21 protein-coding genes are annotated in these 23824 nt (G+C 63.0%); all 21 read right to left on the bottom strand.

Annotation, left to right across the window (positions count from 1 at the left end):
• Positions 1–7: 7 nt before the first annotated feature.
• Positions 8–1048, bottom strand: coding sequence for a glycosyltransferase family 4 protein (locus KOM00_RS06915; RefSeq protein ID WP_216498174.1), 1041 nt, complete (start codon positions 1046–1048; stop codon positions 8–10).
• The gene (locus KOM00_RS06920) at positions 1045–1869 is read right to left on the bottom strand and encodes an FkbM family methyltransferase (protein ID WP_216498176.1); all 825 of its coding nucleotides are present in this window, start codon (positions 1867–1869) and stop codon (positions 1045–1047) included. The genes KOM00_RS06915 and KOM00_RS06920 overlap by 4 nt, the downstream gene beginning before the upstream one ends.
• Positions 1866–2717 carry a decaprenyl-phosphate phosphoribosyltransferase gene (locus KOM00_RS06925; RefSeq protein WP_216498178.1) on the bottom strand — a complete coding sequence of 284 codons (852 nt, stop codon included), beginning with the start codon at positions 2715–2717 and terminating at the stop codon, positions 1866–1868. The genes KOM00_RS06920 and KOM00_RS06925 overlap by 4 nt, the downstream gene beginning before the upstream one ends.
• The gene (locus KOM00_RS06930; RefSeq protein WP_216498179.1) at positions 2714–4501 is read right to left on the bottom strand and encodes a hypothetical protein; all 1788 of its coding nucleotides are present in this window, start codon (positions 4499–4501) and stop codon (positions 2714–2716) included. The genes KOM00_RS06925 and KOM00_RS06930 overlap by 4 nt, the downstream gene beginning before the upstream one ends.
• The gene (locus KOM00_RS06935) at positions 4498–5427 is read right to left on the bottom strand and encodes an ABC transporter ATP-binding protein (protein ID WP_216498180.1); all 930 of its coding nucleotides are present in this window, start codon (positions 5425–5427) and stop codon (positions 4498–4500) included. The genes KOM00_RS06930 and KOM00_RS06935 overlap by 4 nt, the downstream gene beginning before the upstream one ends.
• Positions 5414–6262: a tetratricopeptide repeat protein gene (locus KOM00_RS06940; protein ID WP_216498182.1), complete on the bottom strand. Its 849-nt coding sequence runs from the start codon at positions 6260–6262 to the stop codon at positions 5414–5416. Before KOM00_RS06940 ends, KOM00_RS06935 begins: the two co-directional genes overlap by 14 nt.
• Positions 6259–7065: an ABC transporter permease gene (locus KOM00_RS06945; RefSeq protein WP_216498183.1), complete on the bottom strand. Its 807-nt coding sequence runs from the start codon at positions 7063–7065 to the stop codon at positions 6259–6261. The genes KOM00_RS06940 and KOM00_RS06945 overlap by 4 nt, the downstream gene beginning before the upstream one ends.
• Before the next feature lie 87 nt (positions 7066–7152).
• On the bottom strand, positions 7153–7521 hold the full coding sequence (locus KOM00_RS06950) for a hypothetical protein (RefSeq protein ID WP_216498184.1): 369 nt from the start codon (positions 7519–7521) through the stop codon (positions 7153–7155).
• Positions 7522–7575: 54 nt separating this feature from the next.
• A complete protein-coding gene (locus KOM00_RS06955; protein WP_216498185.1) occupies positions 7576–7785 on the bottom strand; it encodes a type IV pilin protein in 210 nt (69 codons plus the stop codon).
• Between the two features lie 177 nt (positions 7786–7962).
• On the bottom strand, positions 7963–8172 hold the full coding sequence (locus KOM00_RS06960) for a type IV pilin protein (protein ID WP_216498186.1): 210 nt from the start codon (positions 8170–8172) through the stop codon (positions 7963–7965).
• Between the two features lie 63 nt (positions 8173–8235).
• Positions 8236–9609 (bottom strand): sigma-54-dependent transcriptional regulator, encoded by a 1374-nt coding sequence (locus KOM00_RS06965; RefSeq protein ID WP_216498187.1) that lies wholly within the window; start codon positions 9607–9609, stop codon positions 8236–8238.
• A gap of 80 nt (positions 9610–9689) precedes the next feature.
• Entirely contained in the window at positions 9690–11315 is a 1626-nt protein-coding gene (locus KOM00_RS06970; protein WP_216498188.1) for a two-component system sensor histidine kinase NtrB, read from the bottom strand.
• 4 nt (positions 11316–11319) lie between these two features.
• Positions 11320–12543: a type II secretion system F family protein gene (locus KOM00_RS06975; protein WP_216498189.1), complete on the bottom strand. Its 1224-nt coding sequence runs from the start codon at positions 12541–12543 to the stop codon at positions 11320–11322.
• Positions 12544–12583: 40 nt separating this feature from the next.
• Positions 12584–13681 (bottom strand): type IV pilus twitching motility protein PilT, encoded by a 1098-nt coding sequence (locus KOM00_RS06980; protein WP_216498190.1) that lies wholly within the window; start codon positions 13679–13681, stop codon positions 12584–12586.
• A 31-nt stretch (positions 13682–13712) separates the two neighbouring features.
• Positions 13713–15419: a type IV-A pilus assembly ATPase PilB gene (gene pilB, locus KOM00_RS06985; protein ID WP_216498191.1), complete on the bottom strand. Its 1707-nt coding sequence runs from the start codon at positions 15417–15419 to the stop codon at positions 13713–13715.
• 66 nt (positions 15420–15485) lie between these two features.
• Positions 15486–16346, bottom strand: coding sequence for a shikimate dehydrogenase (aroE, locus tag KOM00_RS06990; RefSeq protein ID WP_216498193.1), 861 nt, complete (start codon positions 16344–16346; stop codon positions 15486–15488).
• Positions 16346–18202, bottom strand: coding sequence for a glycosyltransferase family 117 protein (locus tag KOM00_RS06995; RefSeq protein ID WP_216498194.1), 1857 nt, complete (start codon positions 18200–18202; stop codon positions 16346–16348). Before KOM00_RS06995 ends, aroE begins: the two co-directional genes overlap by 1 nt.
• On the bottom strand, positions 18192–19217 hold the full coding sequence (locus tag KOM00_RS07000) for a lysylphosphatidylglycerol synthase transmembrane domain-containing protein (RefSeq protein WP_216498196.1): 1026 nt from the start codon (positions 19215–19217) through the stop codon (positions 18192–18194). The genes KOM00_RS06995 and KOM00_RS07000 overlap by 11 nt, the downstream gene beginning before the upstream one ends.
• 29 nt (positions 19218–19246) lie before the next feature.
• Positions 19247–20242, bottom strand: coding sequence for a bifunctional riboflavin kinase/FAD synthetase (locus KOM00_RS07005; RefSeq protein ID WP_216498198.1), 996 nt, complete (start codon positions 20240–20242; stop codon positions 19247–19249).
• Between the two features lie 15 nt (positions 20243–20257).
• Positions 20258–21106: a twin-arginine translocase subunit TatC gene (tatC, locus tag KOM00_RS07010; RefSeq protein WP_216498199.1), complete on the bottom strand. Its 849-nt coding sequence runs from the start codon at positions 21104–21106 to the stop codon at positions 20258–20260.
• 81 nt (positions 21107–21187) lie between these two features.
• Positions 21188–23401 (bottom strand): ribonuclease R, encoded by a 2214-nt coding sequence (gene rnr, locus KOM00_RS07015; protein ID WP_216498201.1) that lies wholly within the window; start codon positions 23399–23401, stop codon positions 21188–21190.
• Positions 23402–23824: the final 423 nt, after the last annotated feature.

The raw sequence follows: 23824 nt of genomic DNA on the forward strand, positions 1-23824 counted from the left end.
CCCGCGTCTACTTTTTTGCCGGAAAGAGCCCGGCGATCAGTGCCTCGAAACAGCTGCCGGATTGGGCCAGGGAGTGCCGGGAGGCGTAACCGCGTCCCTGCTCCGCCAGGCGCTCCGCCAGTTCCCGATCGGCGAGCAGCCGCTCTACCCGGTCGGCCAGGGCGGCCACGTCTTCAACCGGCGCCACCAGGGCGTTCTCGCCGTCGCGCGCGAAGCCGACCGCGCCAGTGGTGACCACGGGGCAGCCGCAGGCGAAGGCCTCCAGCACCATGAGCCCGTAGCCTTCAGAGCGGCTGGGATAGAGGAAGAGGTCGGCGCTGCTCATGATCTCCCGCAGCCGGTCTTCGTCGACGCTGCCGAATTCCCGGTGCGGCAGGTCCGGCTCGGCGCAGGGGGCACTTTCCCCCACTGTCCAGAGCTCGAGGTTGCCGCCGCGCGCGGCCACCCGCCGCACCGTTTCCAGGGCCAGGTCGAATCCCTTGCGCCGGTCCGCGCGGGACAACAGCAGAATCGCCCTGCGCCCCTTTTTCGCCGCTACCAGCTCCCGGGAGGGGGCGGGAAAGAAGCGAGCGGTATCCACGCCGTTTTCGGCGACGGCGCACTCGGCCCCGAACCTCGAACCGAACAGGGAGCAAAGCGTATCGGAAACGGTGACACAGGGGATGGACAGGGGACCGAAGGCGAGCCGGTAGAGCCAGCGCATCAAAAGGTTCCCCGGAAACCCGTAAGCGGTCTCGTTGTCGTCCTGGGCGAAGTGCAGCACGCGCCCCCGGTTCCTGAATCGCAAAAGCACGGCGGTAGGCACGATCGTGGCCAGCACCAGGTCCGCATCCTGCCGCTCCAGGAGCGCGCTCGCCAGGGTCCCGAGTTTGCCGGGAAACAGTGGCCTCTCCAGCGTGAACGACGGGTGCAGGGGGAACGCGGTATCGATCAGGTTGCAGCGCAGCGTCACATGGTGGCCGGCCTGGGCCAGGCGCCCGAGGTGCGCGAGCACCATCTTGTCACCTCCCCTGTTCAGGACGCTATGCGCGAAGTAGACGATCCTCATGCCCGCTGGAACAGGGCGTCCAGGTCCCGTGGCCGCCCCTCTTCCCCCGCCGCCAGGTGCACCAGGCGGAACCCCCTCTCCTCCAGGAAGCTGCCGATCCTGAACAGGTTGCCGGAGCACTCCCGGAACACGCTCATCTCGATGAGCACGAGCCTCGTGCGGGAGAGCACCTCCTCGGCTGACTTCAGCACGTCGTACTCGCTCCCCTCGGTGTCGATCTTCAAGAGGTCGATCTCCCCCACCCCGAGTTCCTCCGCGATCCCGTCAAGGGTCCTGGCAGGGACCGGGTAGCTGTCACGGTAACCGGCGTCGGGCTGCGGCAGGTAGGAACTCAACTGGGTGGACTCGCAGGCCACGTGGAAGAGCACTTCCCCTTCCTGGTCGCTGACGGCGCAGCGGCGACAGTCTGAACTACGCAGGGCGTTGACGGCCAGCAGCTCGAAAGAGCCGGGGTCCGGCTCGATGCTGATCACCCGGCGCGCAGCGAGGTAGTGGCTGGAGAAGAAGTTGAACTGGCCGATGTTGGCGCCGACGTCCAGCACCACGGGACGCTCAGGGAGCAGGTCCTTAAGGCCGTGCGCGGCGCAGTAAACCCGCTGCAGCGAGGCCACCGCGAGCGGCTCATTGTAGCAGAAGCGCCGGCCGAAAACCATTAATGATTTCGCCCTTCCTCCCCCCACTCCCAGCCTCCCGGCGAGGTAACGCAGGTACTTATGGAACAGCAGCGACAGCTTCGCCGACAGCGGGAGCCCCCCGACGGCGAAGAAGAACTGGCGGTCCAGGCTCAGGGACCATTTCAGCATCCGCAGCGTGGCGCTCATCGGTACACGATCCAGGCGAACATGAGGGCCCAAAGGACGCTCACCGCGAGGAGCTGCCTGTCCTTCAGAAGCGACTCGGTGGGGTCTCCTCCCAGCCCCGACTTAACGCGGAGTACGAAGCGGAACAGCCCGAAGCAGCAGAGGATCACCGTGTAGACCAGGGCGGGGCGCGTGACCACGTAGAGGGTGTAGGTGACCAGTACCGCGGCGCCGGTCATGGCGAGGAGCAGGTCGAGGACCCCCTCGGGATAGTGCAGCAGCGACTTGCGGTGCGCCCCCGCCCCCTCCCCCAGCGCGTTCAGCTCACCGAGCCTCTTCCCCGTGCTGAGGAACAGCGAGAGCAGGAACACCGACAGAAAGAGCCACGGCGAGACCAGGATGCCAAACGCCTCGCCACCCGCCTGCAACCGGAGCAGAAACCCGGAGGAGATGCAGAACAGGTCGAGTACCGGAATCTCCTTGAGCTTGAGCGAATAGCAGACGGAGATGGCCAGGTAGGCGACCAGAAGGAGCAGGAAGACGGGAGAGACCAGCCACCCCAGCCAGAGCGCCGGCACGAGGAGCAGGACGCAGATGGCGAGCGCGAGCGAGGGCGAGACCGCACCCGACGGGATGGGGCGGTGCCTCTTGACGGGATGATGGCTGTCGTTGTGGCGATCGCAGAGGTCGTTGAGGACATAGGTGGAGCTGGCGGCCAGACAAAAGGCGGCGAAGGGAACAGCTCCCCTCGCCGGCACGCCCGGCGCCAGGATCGCCCCCCCCAGAAACGGCGGGAAGAAGATCATCAGGTTCTTCAGCCACTGCTTGGGGCGCAGCATCACCAGGTACTTGAAAGTGGTCCGGTTCATTTTCCACCTCCCTGGCGTACAGCAGGCGGCGCCACCAGGGCCTTCCGGGATTTAAAGCTGCCACTGTCCAGGTTGGCGATCATCTTCAGGGCGAAGACACGGTTCTCGCCCCCTTTAGCCAGTTCTGCGTAGCGCCCCAGGTAGCGGCGGGCGTGCTCCGCGTCCCCTTGGGCGTAGTAGAGCTTCCCCACGTTGTAGTAGGCGTCAAGGTACCCGGGGTCGCTCTCAATGGTGGCCAGGTGGTACTTGATTCCCTTCTGGAACCGGGTGGCCTCGTCGAGCCCCCGGGCTCCCATCAACGCCAACACCATCTCGTGGTACACGGGGATCGGGTTCGAGGCACGGTTGGCGGCCTGTTGCATGGCCTGCTCGTAGCGGGGGTAGTCCCTGCGCGCCAGGTACACCCGGGCCAGGTTCTTCCACGCCACCGGCTCGTTGAAGCCAAGCGCCTGCGCCTTGCGGATGTAGCGCTCGGCATCGTCGTAGCGCTGATCGTCCAGGGCGACGGCCCCAAGAGACGAGTAGCTCTTGGCGAAGCCGGGGCTGTGTTTCAGGCAGTCCTGCCAGAACGCGGTGGGGTCGCGCCAGAGAGCGGCCCGGGTAATGGTGGGGATGCCGAGCAGGAGCACGCCCCCCAGAAGGAGCCACGCGGGCACCTTGAACTCGAGGAGCACCAGCGGGACCAGCAGCGAGAAGCCGACCATGGGGAGGTAGAGGTAGCGCTCCCCGAACGGGGTCCAAGGGATCCTCCCCAGGTAGGCAAGCAGCGGCGGGATGATCCCTACGAAGACGATGAGCAGCGGCAAAAGCGCCTGGGGGCGGCGGCGCATCAACACCCAGGCGGCCGCCACAGCAAGGGCGCAGGCGGCGAGGCCAAGGGGCAGGTCGTAGGTCAAGATAGTGAAGTTGAGCGGGAACGGGAAGACGAGCTTGCGCAGGTAGAAACCGTACCCTCCCAAGGCGTCCAGCACCGTGGGGTAGGTGTAACTCTGTGCAGCCGTGGCCGCCGCGACGGCCGTGCTCTCCATGGCCTTGGGGACCTTCTCGACGCCCCCCTTGCTCAAAACCCCCTTGGCGAGGCTCGCCACCCCCCGGTCGAAGTTGAGGGCGGTACCGGCGCGCAGCAGCAGGTACAGGGTCGTGGTCCCCGCGACCGCGCCGAACAGCATCAGCGCATCACGCTTACCCTCCCGGGGAGCGCGGCGGAGCAGGTACAGCGGCACGATGGCGGCAACCGCTATCGAGGACTCTTTGCTGGCCAGCGAAGCGAGGTAGGCTGCGGTGAAGCAAAAAAGCGTCTGCCAGGTCACCTGTTCGCGCCGCTCAACTAGCAGCACCATGGCAAGGATGAAGAAGAAGGTGCACAACAGGTCGGGCCTGGCGGAGACCCAGATAACGGCTTCGCTGTTGAGCGGGTTCAGCAGGAAAAAGAGCGAAGCGATCAGGGCTGCCCGCTCCTTTTGCGGGTGGTCCGCGAAGAAGAGCGACGCGAGCCAGTAGATCAGCAGCGCGTTGGCGAGATGGATGACGACGTTGACCACGTGGAATGAAAGGGGGGGCAGCCCGAAGATGCTGTAGTTGGCGACGTACGATATCACCACCATCGGGCGGTAATAGGTGCTGGCGCCACCAAAAAGCAGCGACTTGAGGTCGAGGGTCTGCTGGGTGACAAATTCCGTCATCCCCACGTCGTCAATGGGGAGAAACCCCACCTGCAGCGCGCAGAGGTAGGCCAGCACCCCTGCCGCAAGTATGGTGAGGATCGGGAAAATCCTTTCTTTCATTCACGCCCCTGCGCCGAGCGGTGGCTCTTGATCAGGTCCAAGAAGATCTGCTCGAGCGTGCGCCGCTCGGGCTCCACGGACAGGAGCTCGTTTTCGCGGGACAGGGACGAGAGCAGGGCGTTCAACGAATCCCTGGGGATGGAGAGGCGCCATGCGTCCCCTTCCCTGGTGGCGGCGACGCCATCGGGGAGCGAGGGGGAGAGTTCGTCGCTTCGCCTGATCACCACCTCGTAGGAGTTGAAGCTCCCGTCGATCACCGACTTAACCGCGCCGCAAAACTGCAGCGAGCCACCAAGCAAAAGGGCCACGTCGTCGCAGACGCGCTCGACATCATGGATGATGTGGGTGCTGAAGAAGACGGTCTTGCCGCGGGCCTTCAACTGCTGAATGATGTCGGTCACCAGGGCGCGCCCCAGCGGGTCGAGGCCGGACATGGGTTCGTCCAGGATGTAGAGGTCAGGGTCGTGCACCAGGGTCTGGCCAAGGCCGATGCGCTGCACCATACCCTTGGAGAGGCTCCGGATGGGACGGTCGGCGGCATGGGTCAACTCGATCAAGCGCAACACCTCGTCGACCTTCCCGGCGCTCTCCGCGCCTGGGACCTTGTAGTAGCGCGCCACGAACTCCAGGAGCTCGCGCGGCGTCAGGTAATCGTAGTAGGCCGGGTTCTCCGCCAAGTACCCCACCCTGCCCCGTGCCTCGGGGAGGTGGGAATTCTTGCCGTAGAAGGAGGTGCTCCCGGCGTCCGGACGCAAAAGCCCCATCAGGATCTTGATGGTCGTACTCTTGCCGGCGCCGTTGGGGCCGATGAAGCCGAAGACATTGCCGTGCGGCACCGAGAAGGAGACGTCGTTCAGGGCGCGCACCTTGTGGGTCAGCTTCTTGGTGAAGGTCTTGCTGATCGAGGAGACATCAATGGCGGTCATGCGCTGCTCCGTGCACTGCCAGCTTGCTGGTGGTTTTGATGCGACCGTCGTTGCGGTCGTAGTAGAAGGTCCCGCCGTAAGGGTCGGGAGGAACACCCTTGAGCACGCCACCGGCTACCAGGTCGGCGAGCTGCGCGGGCTTGTGCCCGGTCTCTTTCTCGTACCTCTGCACGGCCTTCTCCAGGAACAAAATCGTCTCCAGCGCCTCGATGCGGGTCTTGATCCCCCTGCGCACCTGGTCGCTGTAGGTACCCTCGTAGACCACCTTGAGGTACTGGACGGCCTGCTCGGTCTGGTTGGCCTCGTAGTAAAAGCGTCCCGCAAGGTTGGAGAGAAACGCCATCTTCGGGTTCAACTGTGCTGCCTTGCTCATGTACTGGGCGGCCTTCTGGTAATCCTTGAGGAAATACGAGTTGTTGAAACCGATAAAGAAAGGCATGTAAAAATCCCATTCCCTCTTCTTGACCCCGCGCTCCAGAATGTGGTTCATCGGCTTCACGAGTCCCGCGTCCCAGGTGAGGATCGCCTGCCCGAAGTAGTAGGAGTCGATGTTGTAGGGGTTGAGCCTGGTGGAGGTGTCGACGTACTTCAGGAGCATGGCGTAATCGGGGGGCTGGTGCAGGTCGAGTATGGTCCCGTAGTAGAAGACGGCGTCGTAAAAAAGGAGCTCCGACAGAAGGTAGCGGTGCTCTAACGACGTGAAAAAGGTAACTTCGAAGGAAGGTCTGTAGCCGAGTCGTTCGGGCGCGGGAGTGGATTTGCGCAGCGCGGTAAGCGCCAGCAGCGCAGGAACCAGAAGCAGCAACCCGATGGCGAGAGCGACCAGACGCCTCATATGAAGTCTCTGCGGGAAAACGCGCACGAGGCGAGGGTGAGCATCACGACAACGTAGCCAAAGCCGTACAGCGAAGTCAAGAGGAGCGCCTTGGGGTCGACCGGGAGCGCATAGATCATCTGCACCTTGAGGTCGAAGGGGGTGAGGTTCGGAAACAGGTAGTAGATCACCTGCACCACGCCGCGCAAAAAGGGCGACATGCGCTCGGCACCTTGGGCCGTCTCGACGAACAGCTTCACCTTCTCCGTGGTCATCCCCACCGCGTACACGGCCAGGGTCAGGATCATGGGAAGAAACGAGGAGGTCGCCACGGCGGAAAAGAACACCAGCACGGAGGCGAGCACCAGGAGTTTTTCCAGGTCGAAGATAAGGTACAGCAGGTAGTTGCCCCACACAACGGGACGGTCCGGCGGATAGGCGCCGGACATGAGCCAGATCCCCACGCAGTTGAGCGTCCCCATGAGCGCCAGCGAAGCCGCGAGCAGCAGCGAGAGCCCCAGGTATTTCTCCAGGAGATAACGGGTACGCGAGATGGGAAGAGTGGCCACCGAGTAGATGGAACGGCTCTGGATGTCACGGGGGACGAGGGCCGAGCCGATCAGCAGCACCAGCAGGACGCCTATGGCGGAAACGGCGGACAGGGAGAAGGTGGTCGCCGCCGCGGTCACGTCCCGCATGGAGAAGGAACCAAAGATCGGCAACGTGCAGACCAGCAGCAGCGAGACTACGAAGAGCCCCAGCAAAAGGCGGTCACGGAAGCCCCCCTTCAGGGTGGCCAGCGCCAGAGGAAATCTTGCCAGCATTGACGACGAACTCCTGTTCGGGTGAGGTGGAAATAAAATGGGGCATGCAGGCATGCCCCATTCCGACAAGCATTAGGTTGCTTCGATTTACATCGGGCTCCAGTTGGTGAAGACGGACTCGCCGGCTGCGCTCAGGGCAGTCACGTTGGTGTCGGTCAGAGAGAGCGCAACACCCGGGCCGGCAGTACCGGCAGAAGCGGTCGGGGTCTTCTTGTAGATGGTGGTGGAGATGTTGGAAGCAGCGTAAATGGTGTCGCCGGCGGTGTTCTTGGAGGCGATCAGGTAGTTCTGCGGCGAGGTGGCGGCCGAGTCGTACTTGTAGGACACCTTCACGTTGTTCGAGGGCTTGAAGTTAACGCCCGGGACGTTTTCGATGTAGTCAGGGTTGTTCATAGCGAAGGCGACCCCGGCGAGCAGAGCCACTGCGGCGAGGGCAACAGACATCTTCTTCAGCATAATAAGCCTCCTATAAGGTCTAAGTTAGCGTGTGTTTGGTAGCTTCCGCAGCTATTAGTGCGGGTACTCCTGATGGTCGGCAAAGTATGCCTCGAGAGCGGTCTTGACGTTCTTCAGGTCGCTGGCCGCAGCGGTGTTGTAGGACTTGATGCGGTAGGAGGAGAACTGCGGGATTGCGATTGCAGCCAGGATGCCGATGATCGCGACGACGATCAGCAGCTCGATGAGGGTGAAGCCTTTGTTGCTTCTCATTCTGTTGAGCATATTTTTCTCCTTATGGTGATGGTGGGCTTGCCTCTGGCGCGCCGGATTAACTAAGTACGGGTAAGAGCAAATAGCAGGCCAATTGCGCGAAGACCGGAAAAGGGCGTTTTATGGTCGTTTGAGCGGCTCAAAGCCTGAAGTCGGCTGACCAAAATCGGCACAAAGTGACGTTTTTTGTCAATGCGGGTAACTGCCGTGTTCGAGAAAGTAGGCCTCGAGCGAGTTCCTGAGAGTGCGCAGGTCGGCCACCGCGCTCGCGTTATAGGACCTGATGCGGTACTGGGTGATATACGGCACCGCTATCGACGCGAGTATGCCGATCACGGCTACGACGATCAGCAGCTCGATCAGGGTGAAGCCCTTCTGGTCCCTGCGCTTCAATGGCATGTGTTACCTCCGCTCACTCGCCCGTCGGATTCAGTCGGTACAGGTAATGACAGCTGGCCCGTTTCAATCATCTTCCATGCCAAACTTCGCCAAACGGTACCGGAAAGATCTGAAAGTCATGCCCAGAAGGGCCGCCGCTCGTTTTTTCACCCCGCCGCTGCGCTCAAGGGCCTGCACCAGCAGGCGCTGCTCCAGGTTGTCGAGATACCCCTGCAGGTCCATGCCGTCCGCAGGAATCGAGACTTCCTCGGCGTCGACGCTGGGGATATGGTAGTTGCGCACGCTGGGCGGCAGGCACTCGGCGGTGATGACCCGGCTTCCCAAGACCACGCAGCGCTCCACCAGGTTCTCAAGCTCGCGCACGTTTCCCGGGAAGGGGTAGTTGAAGAGCGCCAGCAGCGCGTCGGGGGTCACGATATCGCCGGTTCCGGACCAGATCGCGTACTTCTTGTAGAAATGCTCGATGAGCAGAGGGATGTCCTCGCTCCGCTCGCGAAGCGACGGCATCCGGACCTCCACCACGTTGAGACGGTAGAAGAGGTCTTCCCGGAAGGTCCCCTCGCGCACCTGCTCCTCCAGGTTTCTGTTGGAGGCGGCGACGATCCGGACATCGGCCTTCAAGGCGCTCCCCCCCCCCACCCGCCTGAACTCGCGTTCCTGCAGCACGCGCAAAAGCTTCGCCTGCAGTTGCAGCGGCACTTCGCCGATCTCGTCGAGGAAGAGCGTACCCCCTTCCGCCTGCTCGAAGAGACCGGGGCGGTCCGTGATGGCGCCGGTAAAGGCCCCCTTCATGTGCCCGAAGAGCTCGCTCTCGATCAGGGTCTCGGGGATCGCCCCGCAGTTCACCGCTTCGAAGCGGGCGTTGCGGCGCGGGCTGTTGTAGTGGATGGCGCGGGCGGCGAGTTCCTTGCCGGTGCCGCTCTCGCCGGTGATGAGGACGTTGGCCATGCTGTCCGCGACCTTGGCGATCAGGTCGTAGACCTCGCGCATCTGCTTGCTCTTGCCGATCAGCCCGCTGAAGCCGAAGCGCTCCTGCACCTCGGCCTTCAGGCGCTTGTTCTCCTGGACCAGGCTCCGCTTCTCGAGCGCCTTGCGGACCAGCACCTTAACCTCTTCCACCTTGAAGGGCTTGCCGATGTAGTCGTAGGCCCCAAGCTTCATCGCCTCCACCGCCTGTTCGGCAGTGGTAAAGGCGGTGATCAGCAGGACCGCCGTGTCCGGGGAGTCGGCCTTGATCCGGGTGAGCAGGTCGATCCCCCCAAGTCCCGGCATGCTCACGTCGGAGATCACCATGTCGTAGTGCTGGTCGGCCATGCAGGCGAGCGCGTGCTCCGCGCTTTCCGCCTGGTCCACCAGGTACCCCTCGCCATCCAGGAGGATGGCCAGGAACTCCCGCATGCTCAGCTCATCATCGACAACCAAAATCCTGGCACGCATCTAAAAAACCTCGCTGAACTGATCTCACTAAAAATTGAAGCAGCACCTTTCGCTGCGGAACCGGCGCCCCCCTCTGCCCTTTAAGCAGGCAGGTACAGGGTGATCGTGGTCCCTTTCCCCAGGGCGCTGTTGATGGACATCCTGCCGCCGTTGGTTTCCACGATGCGGTAGACCGTTGCGAGCCCAAGCCCTGTGCCCCCCTTCTTGGTGGTGAAGAAAGGCTCGAACACCCGCTTCACGTCTTCCTGGCTCATCCCGGAACCGTTGTCCCTGATGCTTATGCGCACCTCGTTGAGGCCGCCGTTTGCTTTGATGAGGGCGCCGTCGACGCAGATGCGGCCGTCGCCGGTGATGGCCTCCGCGGCGTTCACCAGGAGGTTCCAGAACACCTGGGTGCACTGGTCCTTGTCGAACTGCACCACCAGGTCGTCGGGGAGCCGGTTGTCGACCCCGACCCCTTCCAGTCTGGGATCGGTGGCAAGCAGCGCGCAGAGATCGCCGATCACCCGATGCAGGTTGAGCGCTACCTTGGTGGGCTGGTTGGGCTTGGCGTAAAAGAGGAAGTCGCGCAAAAGACCGTCCAGCCGGTCGGTCTCCCTCAGGATGATGGAAAAAAGCCGCTCGTCCTTCTCGTCCACCCAGGGCCTGAGCGCCACCAGTTGCACCGACCCGCTGATCGCGGCCAACGGGTTGCGGATCTCGTGGGCCATGCGCGCAGAGAGCTCACCGACCGCGGCGAGGCGGTCCGCGCGCTTCAGTTCGGCGGCCATCCGCTTCATCTCGGTCAGGTCGTGCAGGTCGAAGATCGCCCCGGCGACGGCCCCGTCCTTGTCCAAAAGCGGAACGGACTTAAACGACAGGAGCAGCTCCTTGCCGTCGGGCCCCTTGTGCGGGAATTCCCCCTGTCCCGACTCGAAGAAGGTCGGAGCGAAAGCGGCGCAGCCTGGCAGCACCTCGGCCAGGGGGCGGTCGTAGGCGTCCTGCTGGGACACCCCGGTCAGGGTCTCGGCGTAGCGGTTGAAGACGCGGATCCTGCCGGAGGTGTTGATGGTGAGAAGGCCGCTGTCGATGGTCGAGACGATGCAGGAGTTCAGGCGCTCCAGCTCCTCGTAGTCGATCGCCTTCTCCTTGAGCGCGCTTTCCGAGACGCGGGCGCGCTCCGCAAGGTGCCCGGCCAGGAACGCGGTCAGGAAGAAGGAGGCGCAGTGCACAAAGATCAGGTAGAAAAGGTACTCGGCCCCCCACTGCTGTGCCGGGTAGGGGGAGAGCCCTAGCGGTGCCAACTTGCCGTAGTACTGGAAATCCAGGATCGCGCCGTACAGGATGACACACAGGGACGCCGTGTAGTAGGCCTGGGAACGGGCCAAAAGCGCGCTGGCGGCGATGATCGACAGGAAGTAGAGAAAGGCGTAGTGGGAAGTCACCCCGCCCGAGACCAGGATCAGCACCGTGACCAGGATCAGGTCCCAGACGATCTGGAGGTAGGTCAGGGTGCGCACCGTCCGGGGGGACGCCCTGCGCAGCACCGCCAGGGAAAGCAGCGAGAAAAGGTAAGTGGCGCCGATCAGCCGGATCAGTACTTTGCCGGCGACCTCGCCACTTACGTCATAGGTGTGTACGTCAAGATAAACGGTGGTAACCAGGAAGAGGGTTACCACCAGCAGTCTCAGCAGTATGAACCAGAAGACCTTCTTCTTTTCGATCATCCAGCTAACCGCTGACTGCGCCAGCCAGTTTGAAGATCGGCAGGTACATGGCGACGACGAGCCCGCCCACCGTGGTTCCCAGGAACACCATCAAAAGCGGTTCCATCATCGAGGTCAGGGCACCGACGGCGTCGTCGACCTCGTCGTCGTAGAAGTCCGCGATCTTGTTCAGCATGGCGTCCATGGCACCGGTCGCCTCGCCGACGGAGATCATCTGCACCACCATGGGAGGGAATACACCGCATTCCCCGAGCGGCTCGGCTATGGTCTTCCCCTCGGAGATCGACTGGCGCACGTTGTAGATCGCCTCCTCGACCACCTTGTTCCCCGCGGTCTTGGCGACGATCTCCAGGCCGTCCATGATGGGAACGCCCGAGCTGATCATGGTCCCAAGGGTACGGGTGAACTTGGCGACGGAGACCTTGCGGATCAGGGGACCCGCGATGGGGGCCTTGAGGGCGAAGGCGTCGATGACCTTCCTGCCGTTGGCGGTATCGTAGTACTTCCCGATGGCGTACTTGATGCCGAACATGACGGCGATGATCACGACGATGTACTTGACCAGGAAGTTGGAGAGCGCGATGACGAACTTGGTCGGCGCGGGGAGGTCGCCGCCGAAGTCCTGGAACATCTTCGCGAAGGTCGGGATGACGAAGATGAGGATGACGCCCACGACGATGACGGCGATGGACATGATGGTGATCGGGTAGACCATGGCCCCCTTCACCTGCTTCTTGAGCTTCATCGCCTTCTCGATGTAGGCGGCGAGTCTTGCCAGGATTGTGTCGAGGATACCCCCCACCTCGCCTGCGGCCACCAGGTTGACGTAGAGCTGGTCGAAGGCCTTGGGATGCTTCGAGAGCGCGTCGGCGAAGGTCGAGCCGCTCTCGACGCTCTCCTTGACCTTAACCAGGATCTCCTTGAAGGTCTTGTTCTCCTGCTGGTTGGAAAGGATGTCCAGGCATTGCACCAGCGGCAGGCCCGAATCGATCATGGTGGCGAACTGGCGGGTGAAGACGACCAGGTCCTTGGTCTCGATCTTCTTGGGTCCGCCGAGTCCCGGGATCTTGAGCTCCATAGAGAGCCCCTTCCCCTGCTCCTTCACGGTGATCCCGGAGAATCCGTATTTCTTGAGCTGCGCCTCCACCATGCCGGCGCTGGCGGCTTCCATCACGCCCTTTTGGACGCTCCCCGCCTTGCTTCTTGCTTCCCAATCGAATTTTGCCATCTATTACTCCTTTCCCGGCGCTGGCCGGGTCTGGCTGCTGCTATCGTTGCGGCGGGCGCCTCATCTGCGAGCCCGAACCGGGGGCGAGCATCTGCTTCAGTTCGTCGGGCTCGGATGAGCGGCCGAGGGCGTCGTCCACGGTGATGAGACGACGGGACAAAAGGCTCATCAGGCACTGGTTCATGGTCTGCATCCCGAACTTCTCCTGGCCCACCTGCATCTGGGAGTAGATCTGGTGCACCTTGTCCTCGCGGATCAGGTTCCTGATGGCGGGGTTCGGTACCATCACCTCCAGCGCCAGAGCGCGCCCCGAGCCGGTGGCCCTGGGGATCAGGGTCTGGGACATGACCCCCTCCAGCACGAAGGAGAGCTGGGTCCTCACCTGGGTCTGCTGGTAGGGAGGGAAGACGTCGATGATCCTGTTGATGGTCTGGGCGCAGGAGTTGGTGTGTAGCGTGGCGAAGCAGAGGTGACCGGTCTCGGCCAGGGTCAGCGCCGCCTCGATGGTCTCCAGGTCGCGCAGCTCGCCGATAAGGACCACGTCGGGGTCCTGGCGCAGCACGTACTTAAGCGCGTGCTTGAAGCTCTTGGTGTCGGCTCCCACCTCGCGCTGGTTCACGATGCAACCCTTGTGCGGGTGCAGGTACTCGATCGGGTCCTCGACGGTGACGATGTGGTCGTGGCGGTTCACGTTTATGTGATCGATCATCGAGGCGAGCGTGGTCGACTTGCCGGAGCCGGTAGGCCCGGTGACGAGGATCAGGCCGCGCGGCTTGTCGCACAGGAGGTTGACCACCGGCGGGAGTCCCAGCTCCTCGAAGGTGAGGATCTTGTACGGGATGACCCTGAAGACACCGGCCACGGCGCCGCGCTGGACGAAGATGTTTCCCCTGAAACGGGACAGCCCCTTCACGCCGAAGGAGAGGTCCAGCTCGTTTTCCTCTTCGAACCTGTGCTTTTGTGCGTCGGTCAGGATGCTGTAGCAGAGCTGTTTGGTCTCGATCGCGGTGAGCGGCGGGACGTCCATCGGGGTGAGTTTACCGTCGATGCGGATCTGCGGCGAGGTATTGGTGGTGATGTGCAGGTCTGAGCCGCCCCTCTCCACCAGTTCCTTGAGCATTTGATGAAAGTTGATCATGAATACCTCGTCTGCTTAGTCTTTCGTGGGGTCAGTCATCGGCCACCGTGACCCTCAGGACTTCCTCGAATGAAGTTACGCCTTCGATGAGCTTGGTGAGGCCTGACTGGCGCATGGTCTTGACCCCGAGGCGCATCGACTCCCGCTTGATCTCGGCGGTGTTGGCGCCGTTTAGGATCAGCTCCCGGATCGGCTCCAGCATCGGCATGACCTGGTAAAAGCCCACCCTCCCCTTGTACCCGGTGCCGTTGCACTTGGGACAGCCGGTGCCGCGGTAGCAGACCACGGACGGGGCCTGCTCGGCCGGGAGGCCGGCGTCGATCAGGGCCTGCACCGGCACTTCCTCGACCACCTTGCATTCGCCGCAGACGCGGCGCGCCAGGCGCTGGGCGGTGATCAGGTTCACCGCGGAGGCGACCAGGAACGGCTCGATGCCCATGTTGAGCAGACGGTTGATGGTGGAGGGGGCGTCGTTTGTGTGCAGGGTCGAGAGCACCAGGTGGCCGGTGAGGGCCGCCTTGACGCCGATCTCGGCGGTCTCGAAGTCGCGGATCTCGCCGATCATGATGACGTCCGGGTCCTGGCGCAGGAAGGCGCGCAGGGCGGCGGCGAAGTTCAGGCCGATGTCTTCGTGCATCTGCACCTGGTTGATGCCGGCGAAGTTGAACTCGACCGGGTCCTCGGCGGTGGAGATGTTCTCGGTGACCTTGTTCAGCTCCGAGAGCGCGGAGTAAAGGGAAACCGTCTTGCCGCTGCCGGTAGGGCCAGTAACCAGCACCATGCCGAAAGGCTTGTGGATCTCCCGCTGGAAGTGCGACAACGCCTCGGGCTCGTACCCAAGCTTGGTCATGTCCAGCTGCAGGTTGCTCTTGTCCAAAAGACGCAGAACGATCTTTTCCCCGAACAGGGTGGGGAGCACCGAGACGCGGAAGTCCATGTCCTTGCCGCCACCCAGCTTGATCTTGATGCGGCCGTCCTGCGGCAGGCGCCTTTCCGCGATGTCCAGCTCGCTCATGATCTTGATGCGGGAGGTGATGGCGTTTTTCAGCTTCAGGGGGGGCTTCATCACCTCGTAGAGGACGCCGTCGATGCGGTAGCGGACCCGGAAGTACTTCTCGTAGGGTTCGATGTGGATATCCGAGGCCTTCTTCTTGATGGCGTCGGTGAGGATGAGGTTCACCAGCTTGACGACCGGGGCGTCCTCGGTGGCGCGCTCCAGGGAGCTGACGTCGATGTCCTCTTCGTCCCCGATGACCTCCAGGTCCTCCATCTCCAGGTCGCTCATGACGTCGGCGAGCGAGGCGCTCTGGTCGTAGAACCTGTCGATGGCTGCCTTGATGGAACTCTCGGCGACCACGACCACTTCGACGTTGTAGCCGGTCATGAACTTGATGTCGTCGATGGCGAAGATGTTACTGGGGTCGCTCATGGCGATGATGAGCGTGGAACCTGCCCGGTTCACCGGCACGATCTGGTACTTGTGGGCTGTCTCTGCGGGAATGATCTTTACGACGGCCGCATCGACCTCATAGTCGGCAAGATTGATGGTCGGAACACCGTACTGTTTGGAGAGAAAAGAGGTGAGATCCGCCTCGTTGATCAGACCATCCCGAACCAAAATGGAGCCAAGACGCAATTGGCCACCCGCAGCCTTTTGTTCCACGAGCGCCTGCTTCAACTGTTCCTTGGTGATCAGGTTGTTTGTGACCAGCAGTTCACCCAGTCTGCTTACGTGCATAGCTACCTCAGGGGGTTAATAACCTGTGAATGGTATTTTGTATTTGCCTTAATGTCAAGGAATTGCTCAAACCTGAAGAACCGCGGTCAGAGCGCTTTCCATGCACCCCTTGGGTGGCGTGGCCCCGGTCCAGATTCTGAAGGCAGCCTCCCCCTGTGCCACCAGCATCGCGAAGCCGTTGGCGCAGGGAATGCCGAGCGAGCAGGCCTGGGCGAGCAGCGGGGTGACCGGAGGCGCATAGACCATATCGTAAATACCCCCCCCCGACTTTAGTGAGGAAAGCGCGAGGCCGGGGAAGGAGTCCCCCGCCATCCCCACCGAGGTGGTGTTGACCACCAGGTCGAAGGATCCCATGAAGCCCGGATCGGAGAGAAGCCCGAGCCCCCGGGTCGCGAACTCGGTCTGCGTCAGGCGTGCGGCGACCAGTTGCACCAGCGCGGCGGCCGAGTCGGGAGAGCGGTTGGCGACGGTGACGCCGGCGGCCCCGGCGAGGGCAAGCGAAACCACGGCGCTGCGGGCCGCCCCCCCCGCGCCGAGTACGAGGATGTTCTTACCGGCGGGTTCGAAGGAGAGCTTCTCGCGAAGGGCGGCGATCAGGCCGATGCCGTCGGTGTTGTACCCGGTAAGGCTACCGTCGCGCGCGACCACCGTGTTGACCGCGCCGATCAGCTCGGCCTCGGGGGTGACCTGGTCGAGGAGCGGGATGATGGCCACCTTGTGGGGGATGGTGACGCTGAACCCGGCCACGCCAACCGACTTCAGCCCGGCAACACCTGCGGCGAGACGCTCGGGCGCAACCGGGAAGGGAACGTAGATCCAGTCCAGGCCGAGCGCCTGGAACGCCGCGTTGTGGAGTACCGGCGAGAGCGAATGGGACACCGGCCAGCCGATGATCCCGGTTACCGTGGTCTTTCCCGTGATCGCCATCACTGCACCCCGCTCGCCTTCAGCAGGTCGTCGATCTGCGGCCTGTTCTCGGGCGAGATGGCCGCCGCGGTCTTGAGGTCGCGGATGCCGGATTCCCTCTGCCCCATCTTCAGGCGCATCTCCCCGGACTCGATGAGGGCGGCGGCGTAGATCAGGATCGCCTTGCCGGTGTCGAGGTCGCGGAAGAACATGTCGTGGTCGCCAAGGACGCCGCGCAGGGAGTACATGGGCCAGGCGTCCAGGTCGGGGGGGGACTGCGGCACGTTCGGGCTGTCCAGCCGGAAGGTGATGCCGCGCTGGTGCAGGACGAAGTTGCTGAAGTTGATCGAGTACTTGGTGGAGAAGTCCACGTAGACGGGGCGGCGGCCGGACTGCTCCATGACCGACATGATGAGCGTGTTGTTAGGGGAGCGCTGCTCCATCGGGACCTGGCGCAGCTGGGTGTTCTTGAACAGGCGCGGCATGCTGTCCAGGTACCAGTCGAACACCAGGTGCGGGGTGTGCGGCAGGTCGAGATCCTCGCGCATCCGCTCCACACCCTGCAGGTACCAGAGAGGGAACGCGCCGGAATCGCCCCAGGTGTACATCACCGCGTTCTGCGGCAGCGATCGGAGCGTGTTGCTGGCGTAGTCGAAGGCGATGTAGTTGTCGTGCTGGTCGTTCTCCACGAAGTTGCGGGCGAAGATGGTGCCCGGCAACGAGAAAAGAAGCGCGATGAGCCCGACGCGCAGCGGCACCGAGTCGGGGAGGCGCTGGGCCGCCTCCTTCAAGAGGGTGAACAGCCCTACCCCGATGAAGACGGCGGAGAGGAGGTACAGCGGCGTGAAGAATTCCTCGGTCAGGAAGATCATCTCCCCCGGGGTGTTGAAGCAGCCGACGATCACCACCAGGAAGGAGCCGAGGGCGATCAGGTAGCCAAGCACAAGCTCGCGCTTCTTGGAGAAGAAGACCACCAGGCCGATGATCAAAAGCGCCATCCCAGCCGCGGTGAACTCGAAGGGTATGTTGAAGGCGTTCAGCTGCGACCAGAGCAGGCCGAGGTCCCGGTTGGGCTTCTCGTTCGGGTACCCCTTGCGCAGTATGTTCCAGAGGAACTGCTCGAGGTTCTTGGAGTCGCCCCAGTTGAGAACCGGGTGCTGGAAGGCGCGTACCACCAGGTGCAGGTGGATGCCGAAGCCGAGCACGCCAAAGGCGAAGGCGATGAAGAACTCCTTGAAGCGCAGGATGACGCGGTGGTCCGCGGACCAGAGCAAAAAGGCGTAGGTGGGGATCATCAGCACCATGATCTGGTGCGCCCCCGCACCGAGCCCGCAGAGAAAGGCCCCGAGGTAGACGTAGGCGGGGCGTTCGTCTCCGGCGAGAAAGCTCTCCCGCCACAAAAGCATCAGGTAGAAGACAACCGCACATATGAAGGCGAGCAGCGGGTACGGCTTGTCGTGGTTGGACTGCAGCCAAAGCCTCGCGGTAAAGGCGAAGGTGACGGCCGCGGCCAAGGCCGAGAGCTTCACCGTCAGCTCCCGGAACCTCACTCCCCACGAGGTATCCTCCCCCTCCAGGAACTTGACGGTGAGCAGGTAGACACCGTAGCAGGCAAGGCCCGCCGAGACCGCGGTGGCGAAGTTTATCCTGAAGGCGATGCTGCCGATGGGGAGGAAAGTGAAGGGCTTGGCGTAGTTGATGAACAGCGGGTACCCCGGGGAGTGCGCGGCGCCGAGGGACGCGATGGCGGTCAGGAACTCGCCGCTGTCGAAGAAGGTCACCGTGGGGGCGAGTGTCAAAAGGTAGATGAACAAGGGGATGCTGAAGGACAGGATGGCGAAGTGGTCCAGCCTGCCGAGGATTCCGTTATTGTTCACGCAGTTGCTCCTGGGAGGTATTTTCGACGTTCCTGATGGAAAGCTTGTCCCGCCAAAGGCAGCAGAGTCCGGCGACGGTGACCGGGAAAAAGCCCATGGCGTGGAGGACGATGGCTATGCTCAAGGCACGCTCGCTCCCGATCTGAAAGGCCGACAGGGCGGTGACGCAGGCAAGGTGATAGGTCCCGATGAACCCCGGGGAGGCCGGCACCATGACCGCGAAGACGAGGAACACCATGATGAACATGGACGCCGTCGCCGGGAGGAAGACGCCGAAGGCGCGCAGCATCAGGTCCACCGGCCAGATGGCGGTGAACCAGACCAAAAGCGAGCTGACCAGGATGCCGACCACCCCGCGGACGTCGCCGGGCAAGCGGATGCCGGAGATGAAGGAGCGAAGCACGGCCTCCATCTTCTCCCCAAGGCGCGGCGCGACCGGGCGCAAAAGACGCGCGATCAGACCGAGGGTGAACTCCGTGTGCCGCCTGAGCAGGAAGAGAAAGGTGAGCACGGCCAGGTACAGGGCGAAGGTGACGTAGCCGCCGGTGACCAGCCCGCGCTGGATCCCTTCCATCCCGGCCGGAAGTTTGATGGTGAAGAAGGTGACCAGAAGGACCAAAAGGACGGTGAAGCCGTCGCAGAGCCGTTCCAGGACCAGGGAGGCGAAGACGGCGCTGGTGCCGATCCCTTCCTTGTTTCCCAGGGAGTAGGCGCGCACGAGCTCCCCCAGCCGCGCCGGCAACAGGTTGTTGGCCATGTAGCCGATCAGGGTGGACGTGAACAGGTTGCCCATGCCGGTTTTCTTGATGGGGAGCAGCAGGAATTTCCAGCGCACGGCGCGCAGGTAGTAGCTGACGAAGGTGAGTAGCAGCGCCGGCACCAGGTAGGCGTACTCCAGCCCGGCAAAGGCCTCGGCCATCTTGTGGAAATCGATCTTCCGGAAGAGGAAGAAGAGGCAGAGTGCGCTGATGGCGAGGCCGAGCAAGAGCTTTTTATCTAGTTTTCCTGTGAACATATCTGGCTCCTGTCTCCGGGTCTTGCCGGTTATTGCGGGGTGCCCGCGCTCGGCCGGGCGATGCAGTCCCAGTCGCCGCCGCTCTCCGACGCCACCGGCCGGGCCTCCCGGAGTATCTCGCGGCAACGCTCCACGTCGGCCGCGATGGCGGTTTTCAGTTCGTCGAGGCTGGCAAACCTCTTCTCGCCGCGCAGCCGCTCGATGAAGAACAGCGTGATCTCTCGCTCATACAGGTCCCCGTCGAAATCGAGCAGGAACACCTCGATGGAGAGGCGGTCGTTGCCGAAGGTCGGGTTCGGGCCGACGTTGCAGGCGCCGTCCAGGAGCCGGTCTCCCAGGCAGACCTTGACCGCGTAGACACCGACCGACGGGATCAGGTCCTTCTCGGTCTCGATGTTGGCGGTGGGAAAGCCCAGGCTGCGCCCGCGCTCGTGGCCGTGCACCACCTTTCCGGTCACCGAGAAGTGCCGCCCCAAAAGGAGCGAGGCGCCGGAGACGTCGCCGGCACTCACCAGCCTGCGCACCCCGGTGGAACTGTAGACCGTGGAGCCGTCGGAGATGGGCTGCAGTTCCTCGACGCTGTAGCCAAAGCGCGTCCCGAGTTCCCTCAGAAGTCCCACGTCCCCTTCCCTGCCCCGCCCGAAGGCGTAGTCGTAGCCGATAACCAGCCGTTCCAGGCCGATAGCGTCGACCAGGACCCGTTGCACGAACTCGGCCGCGGGTATCGAGGCGAAGGCCTTGTCGAACGGGATCTCCAGCAGGTAGTCGATGCCTGAGCCCTCGATGAGAGCCTCCTTCTCCCTGCTGGTGGTGATGAGGCGCACCTCCCTGTGGGCCGCCACCACCTTCAGGGGGTGCGGCACGAAGGTGATCACCACGGAGACGCCGCCGATCTCGCGGGCGAGCTCCCTCACCCTGCGAAAGATCTCGCGATGCCCGAGATGCACGCCGTCGAAGTTGCCGATGGTCACCACCGGGCGGCGCAGTTTTCCCTTTATGTCGGAAACGTTTTTAAAAATGACCATGAACGGCTTCGATCCTCAGGCCTCGACCGGCTCGACGTCCGCCTTGGGAACCTTCTTCTTCCCGAAAAGGAGTGCGACCCAGATGCTGATCTCGTACATGAGATAGAGCGGGATCATGATGACGAACATGGTCACCAGGTCCGCATGGAAGGCGGCGACGATGGCGCTGGCCAGAAGCGCGTATTTCCTGCGGGTGGCGAGCATCCGGTAGTTGACGATGCCGAAGCGGGCCAAAAGAAGCGCGAGGATCGGCAGCTCGAAGATGAGCCCGAACATGAGGATCAGGCGCAGACAGAAGTTGATGTAGGCGGAGATGTTGTACCAGCTTTGCAGCCCGCTCGCCTCGTAGGAGAGAGAGAAGTTGATGATCACCGGCCAGATGATGATCAAAAAGAACATCGCCCCGGTGCAGAAGGCGAGGGAGGCCGTGGTTACGAAGGGAACCACCAGCCGCCGCTCCTTGCGCGTCAACCCCGGCGCCACGAAGAGCCATAACTGGTGGAAGAGGACCGGGAGCACGATGACCAGGCCGGCCAGCATGGAGATCTTGCACTGCACGAAGAACGGCTCCAGCGGCGCGCTGTAGTTCAGCATGCGAGGCTTTTCCGCGACCGGGTGCTCCTCGCCCAGCTTCATGCGCTGGTACGCCTCAGGGTAGCTCTGCTTCACCTTTTCGTAGAGGGATTTCTTGATGTCGGACAGGTAGGTCTTGCCGGTGAGCGGCTGCTCCACGAACTTCAATAGGTCGGTGGAAAAGTTCCAGGCGACCCCCATACCTATGATAATGGCGAACACGCAGACGATAAGCCGCTTCCTGAGTTCAACCAGGTGCTCCATGAACGGCAGTACCTTTTCTTCAACCATAAAACGCGTTTCTCCTAATTAATGCCGGGGTAGAGCCAAACTAATTCTATACCACAGCGAAGAAAGGCAGCGCAACAGCTTTCAGCGCCGTCTGGATTTGGGGCGTTTACCCTTGATCGGGATGCGCTGGTAGGCGTTGCGCACGTCGGCGATCGGCTCGATGGGACGCTTTTCCAGGGTGCCGACCAGCGCGAATTCCACCTGCTTGCGCGGCTCGTTAACCGCGGCCACCTTCACCCTGATCTTGTCGGCGATGCGGTACATGGCCCGGCTTCGTTCCCCCACCAGGGCATGGCTCTTCTCAAGGTGCACGTAATAGTCCTGGGGGAGCGTGGCGACCGGGACCATCCCCTCGACGAAGAGATCGACGAGTTCGACGAAGAGGCCGAAGGGGGCGACGCCGGTGATGTAGCCGTCGTACTCCTCCCCGATCTTGTCGCGCATGAACTGCATCTTCTTCAGGTCGACCATCTCGCGCTCCGCCTCCATGGCGACGCGCTCCCGCTTGCTGGTGTGCAGGGCTGTCTCCGGGAGTCGCGCCTCCAGGCGGTCCTTGTCCACCCCCTTCATCTTCCCGGAGAGCACCCGCTTGAGGATGCGGTGCACCACGAGGTCCGGGTAGCGCCTTATGGGGGAGGTGAAATGGGTGTAGGACGAGGCGGCCAGGCCGAAGTGGCCGAGATTCTCGGCGCTGTAGCGGGCCTGCTTCATGCAGCGCAAAAGCACCTCGTTGATGAGCCGCTCCTCCGGTTTTCCCGCCACCTCGGCCAGCAGCTTCTGCAGGGCGGCCGGGTTCACCTTCTCGTCCAGCACCGCGAGGGTGTAACCGAAGCCGAAGACGAACTCGGAGAGGTCCTGCAGCTTGACCGGGTCGGGGTTCTCGTGCACCCGGTACAGCGAGGGGACCGGCGTCGACTCGAGGAAGTGCGCGACGGCCTCGTTGGCCGCAAGCATGAACTCCTCGATGATCCGATGCGCGAGGTTCCTCTCCGCGCGCACGATGGCCGTGGTCTCCCCCTGCAGGTCCAGAATGATCTGCGGTTCCGGGAGGTCGAAGTCGATGCTCCCCCTCCCCGCCCGCACCGCGTTAAGCCGGAGCGACAGCTCCTCCATCACCTTGAGATCGGCGACCAGGTGCCGGTTCGCCTCGATCGCCTCGGCGTCCTGGTCCACCAGTATCTTCTTCACCGTGGTATAGGTGAGCCGCGCCGCGCTCTTGATCACGCTGGTGTAGAACTTCTGGTCCACCCGGGCCCCGGCCGAGTCGAAGAGCATCTCGGCGGTCATGGTGAGGCGCTCCACCTGGGGGTTAAGCGAGCAGATGCCGTTGGAGAGCTGTTCGGGGAGCATGGGGATGCAGCGGTCCGGGAAATAGACCGAGGTCCCGCGCAGGTATGCCTCGGTATCCAGTCGAGAGCCTTCGGCGACGTAGTGCGACACGTCGGCGATGGAGACCCAGAGCCGGATCTTGTCCCCCTCGCGCGCAACGGAAACCGCGTCGTCGAAGTCGCGCGCGGTCTCGCCGTCTATGGTAACCGTCAGCCGGTCGCGCAGGTCGACGCGTCCCTGCCGCGCCTCCTCGGTCACCTCCTGGGGCTGATTTTCCGCCTCGGCCATCACCTTCTCGTCGAAGACGTGGGGGAGTTCGTACTTCTTGATCACGGTGAGGGCTTCCACCTCCGGGTCGTTGGCCTCGCCCAAGACCTCGACGATGCGCCCCTCGAGGGGACGGGCACCCGAAGGGTACGAGGTGATCTGGGCCAGAACGATCTGGCCGTCCTTCGCCTTGGAGGCGCCGCCGGACGGTCCCGGGGTGACGAACAGGTCGCGCCCGAGCTTTGGATCGTCCGGGATCACCCGTCCCGCCTTGCCGACCGCCTCGAAGCGCCCGACGATCTCGGTGACGCCGCGCTGCACGAGCGCCGTGATGCGCCCTTCCCTCTTGCCGTCGCGCCTGGTCGACACGACCTGCGCCTCGACGATGTCCCCGTTCATGTATTCCGAGAGGTAGCGCGCCGGGACGAAGAGGTCCTCGCCGCCATCCACGGGCATGACGAAGCCGTAGCCGTCCCGGTGGGTGGAAAGCTTGCCGCGCAGGGTGTCACTGGCACCGGCCACGGTGTAGATGCGGCCGGGAAGCTTGGCGATCTCCCCGGTCTCGACCAGGTAATCGAGCATGTCGTCCAGGCGCCCTCGCTCGTGCCGGGATACGTTGAGGGCCTTGAGCATCTGCCGGTAGGGTACCGGCTCCCCCTTGCCGAGCAGCCTCAGGATCGCGTCTTTACCTTTGCGCATAGAAGAACCTTTTCGGGAACAATAGTGATATCAACATCGTTGGATAATGCAGAAGGGTCGATAGAAAGTCAAGGAGAGGCGGGAAAAGCAATGAATCAATTACTTCCCTGAAGACAGAGTATTCCGCCAAGCGGGTCCACATCCCCTCTCGCGTGGGGAGAGGGATTACCGGGGTCCACATCCCCTCTCCCGTCGGGAGAGGGTCAGGGTGAGGGAGCCGCCAGGGGCGACATGACAGCAGCCGGCACGACCCCTCACCCGCCCTCCGGGCACCCTCTCCCAAGGGGAGAGGGACTAACCCGGGGAAAGGGACTACCCCAGCGGGAGAGGGACTGGAGTGGGATTGACCCGGGGAGAGGGGATTACCGGAAGATCATGCATTGCAACGGTTGCTTTTGAATTGCCTTTTGCGCTCCGGTTCGG

The sequence above is a fragment of the Geomonas diazotrophica genome, assembly GCF_018919385.1.
GTDB classification, from domain to species: Bacteria; Desulfobacterota; Desulfuromonadia; order Geobacterales; family Geobacteraceae; genus Geomonas; species Geomonas diazotrophica.

Bases quoted from the DNA above. Each gene is read 5' to 3' on its own strand.
- KOM00_RS06915 (WP_216498174.1), bottom strand. From the start codon at position 1,048: ATGAGGATCGTCTACTTCGCGCATAGCGTCCTGAACAGGGGAGGTGAC.
- KOM00_RS06920 (WP_216498176.1), bottom strand. From the start codon at position 1,869: ATGAGCGCCACGCTGCGGATGCTGAAATGGTCCCTGAGCCTGGACCGC.
- KOM00_RS06925 (WP_216498178.1), bottom strand. From the start codon at position 2,717: ATGAACCGGACCACTTTCAAGTACCTGGTGATGCTGCGCCCCAAGCAG.
- KOM00_RS06930 (WP_216498179.1), bottom strand. From the start codon at position 4,501: ATGAAAGAAAGGATTTTCCCGATCCTCACCATACTTGCGGCAGGGGTG.
- KOM00_RS06935 (WP_216498180.1), bottom strand. From the start codon at position 5,427: ATGACCGCCATTGATGTCTCCTCGATCAGCAAGACCTTCACCAAGAAG.
- KOM00_RS06940 (WP_216498182.1), bottom strand. From the start codon at position 6,262: ATGAGGCGTCTGGTCGCTCTCGCCATCGGGTTGCTGCTTCTGGTTCCT.
- KOM00_RS06945 (WP_216498183.1), bottom strand. From the start codon at position 7,065: ATGCTGGCAAGATTTCCTCTGGCGCTGGCCACCCTGAAGGGGGGCTTC.
- KOM00_RS06950 (WP_216498184.1), bottom strand. From the start codon at position 7,521: ATGCTGAAGAAGATGTCTGTTGCCCTCGCCGCAGTGGCTCTGCTCGCC.
- KOM00_RS06955 (WP_216498185.1), bottom strand. From the start codon at position 7,785: ATGCTCAACAGAATGAGAAGCAACAAAGGCTTCACCCTCATCGAGCTG.
- KOM00_RS06960 (WP_216498186.1), bottom strand. From the start codon at position 8,172: ATGCCATTGAAGCGCAGGGACCAGAAGGGCTTCACCCTGATCGAGCTG.
- KOM00_RS06965 (WP_216498187.1), bottom strand. From the start codon at position 9,609: ATGCGTGCCAGGATTTTGGTTGTCGATGATGAGCTGAGCATGCGGGAG.
- KOM00_RS06970 (WP_216498188.1), bottom strand. From the start codon at position 11,315: ATGATCGAAAAGAAGAAGGTCTTCTGGTTCATACTGCTGAGACTGCTG.
- KOM00_RS06975 (WP_216498189.1), bottom strand. From the start codon at position 12,543: ATGGCAAAATTCGATTGGGAAGCAAGAAGCAAGGCGGGGAGCGTCCAA.
- KOM00_RS06980 (WP_216498190.1), bottom strand. From the start codon at position 13,681: ATGATCAACTTTCATCAAATGCTCAAGGAACTGGTGGAGAGGGGCGGC.
- pilB (WP_216498191.1), bottom strand. From the start codon at position 15,419: ATGCACGTAAGCAGACTGGGTGAACTGCTGGTCACAAACAACCTGATC.
- aroE (WP_216498193.1), bottom strand. From the start codon at position 16,346: ATGGCGATCACGGGAAAGACCACGGTAACCGGGATCATCGGCTGGCCG.
- KOM00_RS07000 (WP_216498196.1), bottom strand. From the start codon at position 19,217: ATGTTCACAGGAAAACTAGATAAAAAGCTCTTGCTCGGCCTCGCCATC.
- KOM00_RS07005 (WP_216498198.1), bottom strand. From the start codon at position 20,242: ATGGTCATTTTTAAAAACGTTTCCGACATAAAGGGAAAACTGCGCCGC.
- tatC (WP_216498199.1), bottom strand. From the start codon at position 21,106: ATGGTTGAAGAAAAGGTACTGCCGTTCATGGAGCACCTGGTTGAACTC.
- rnr (WP_216498201.1), bottom strand. From the start codon at position 23,401: ATGCGCAAAGGTAAAGACGCGATCCTGAGGCTGCTCGGCAAGGGGGAG.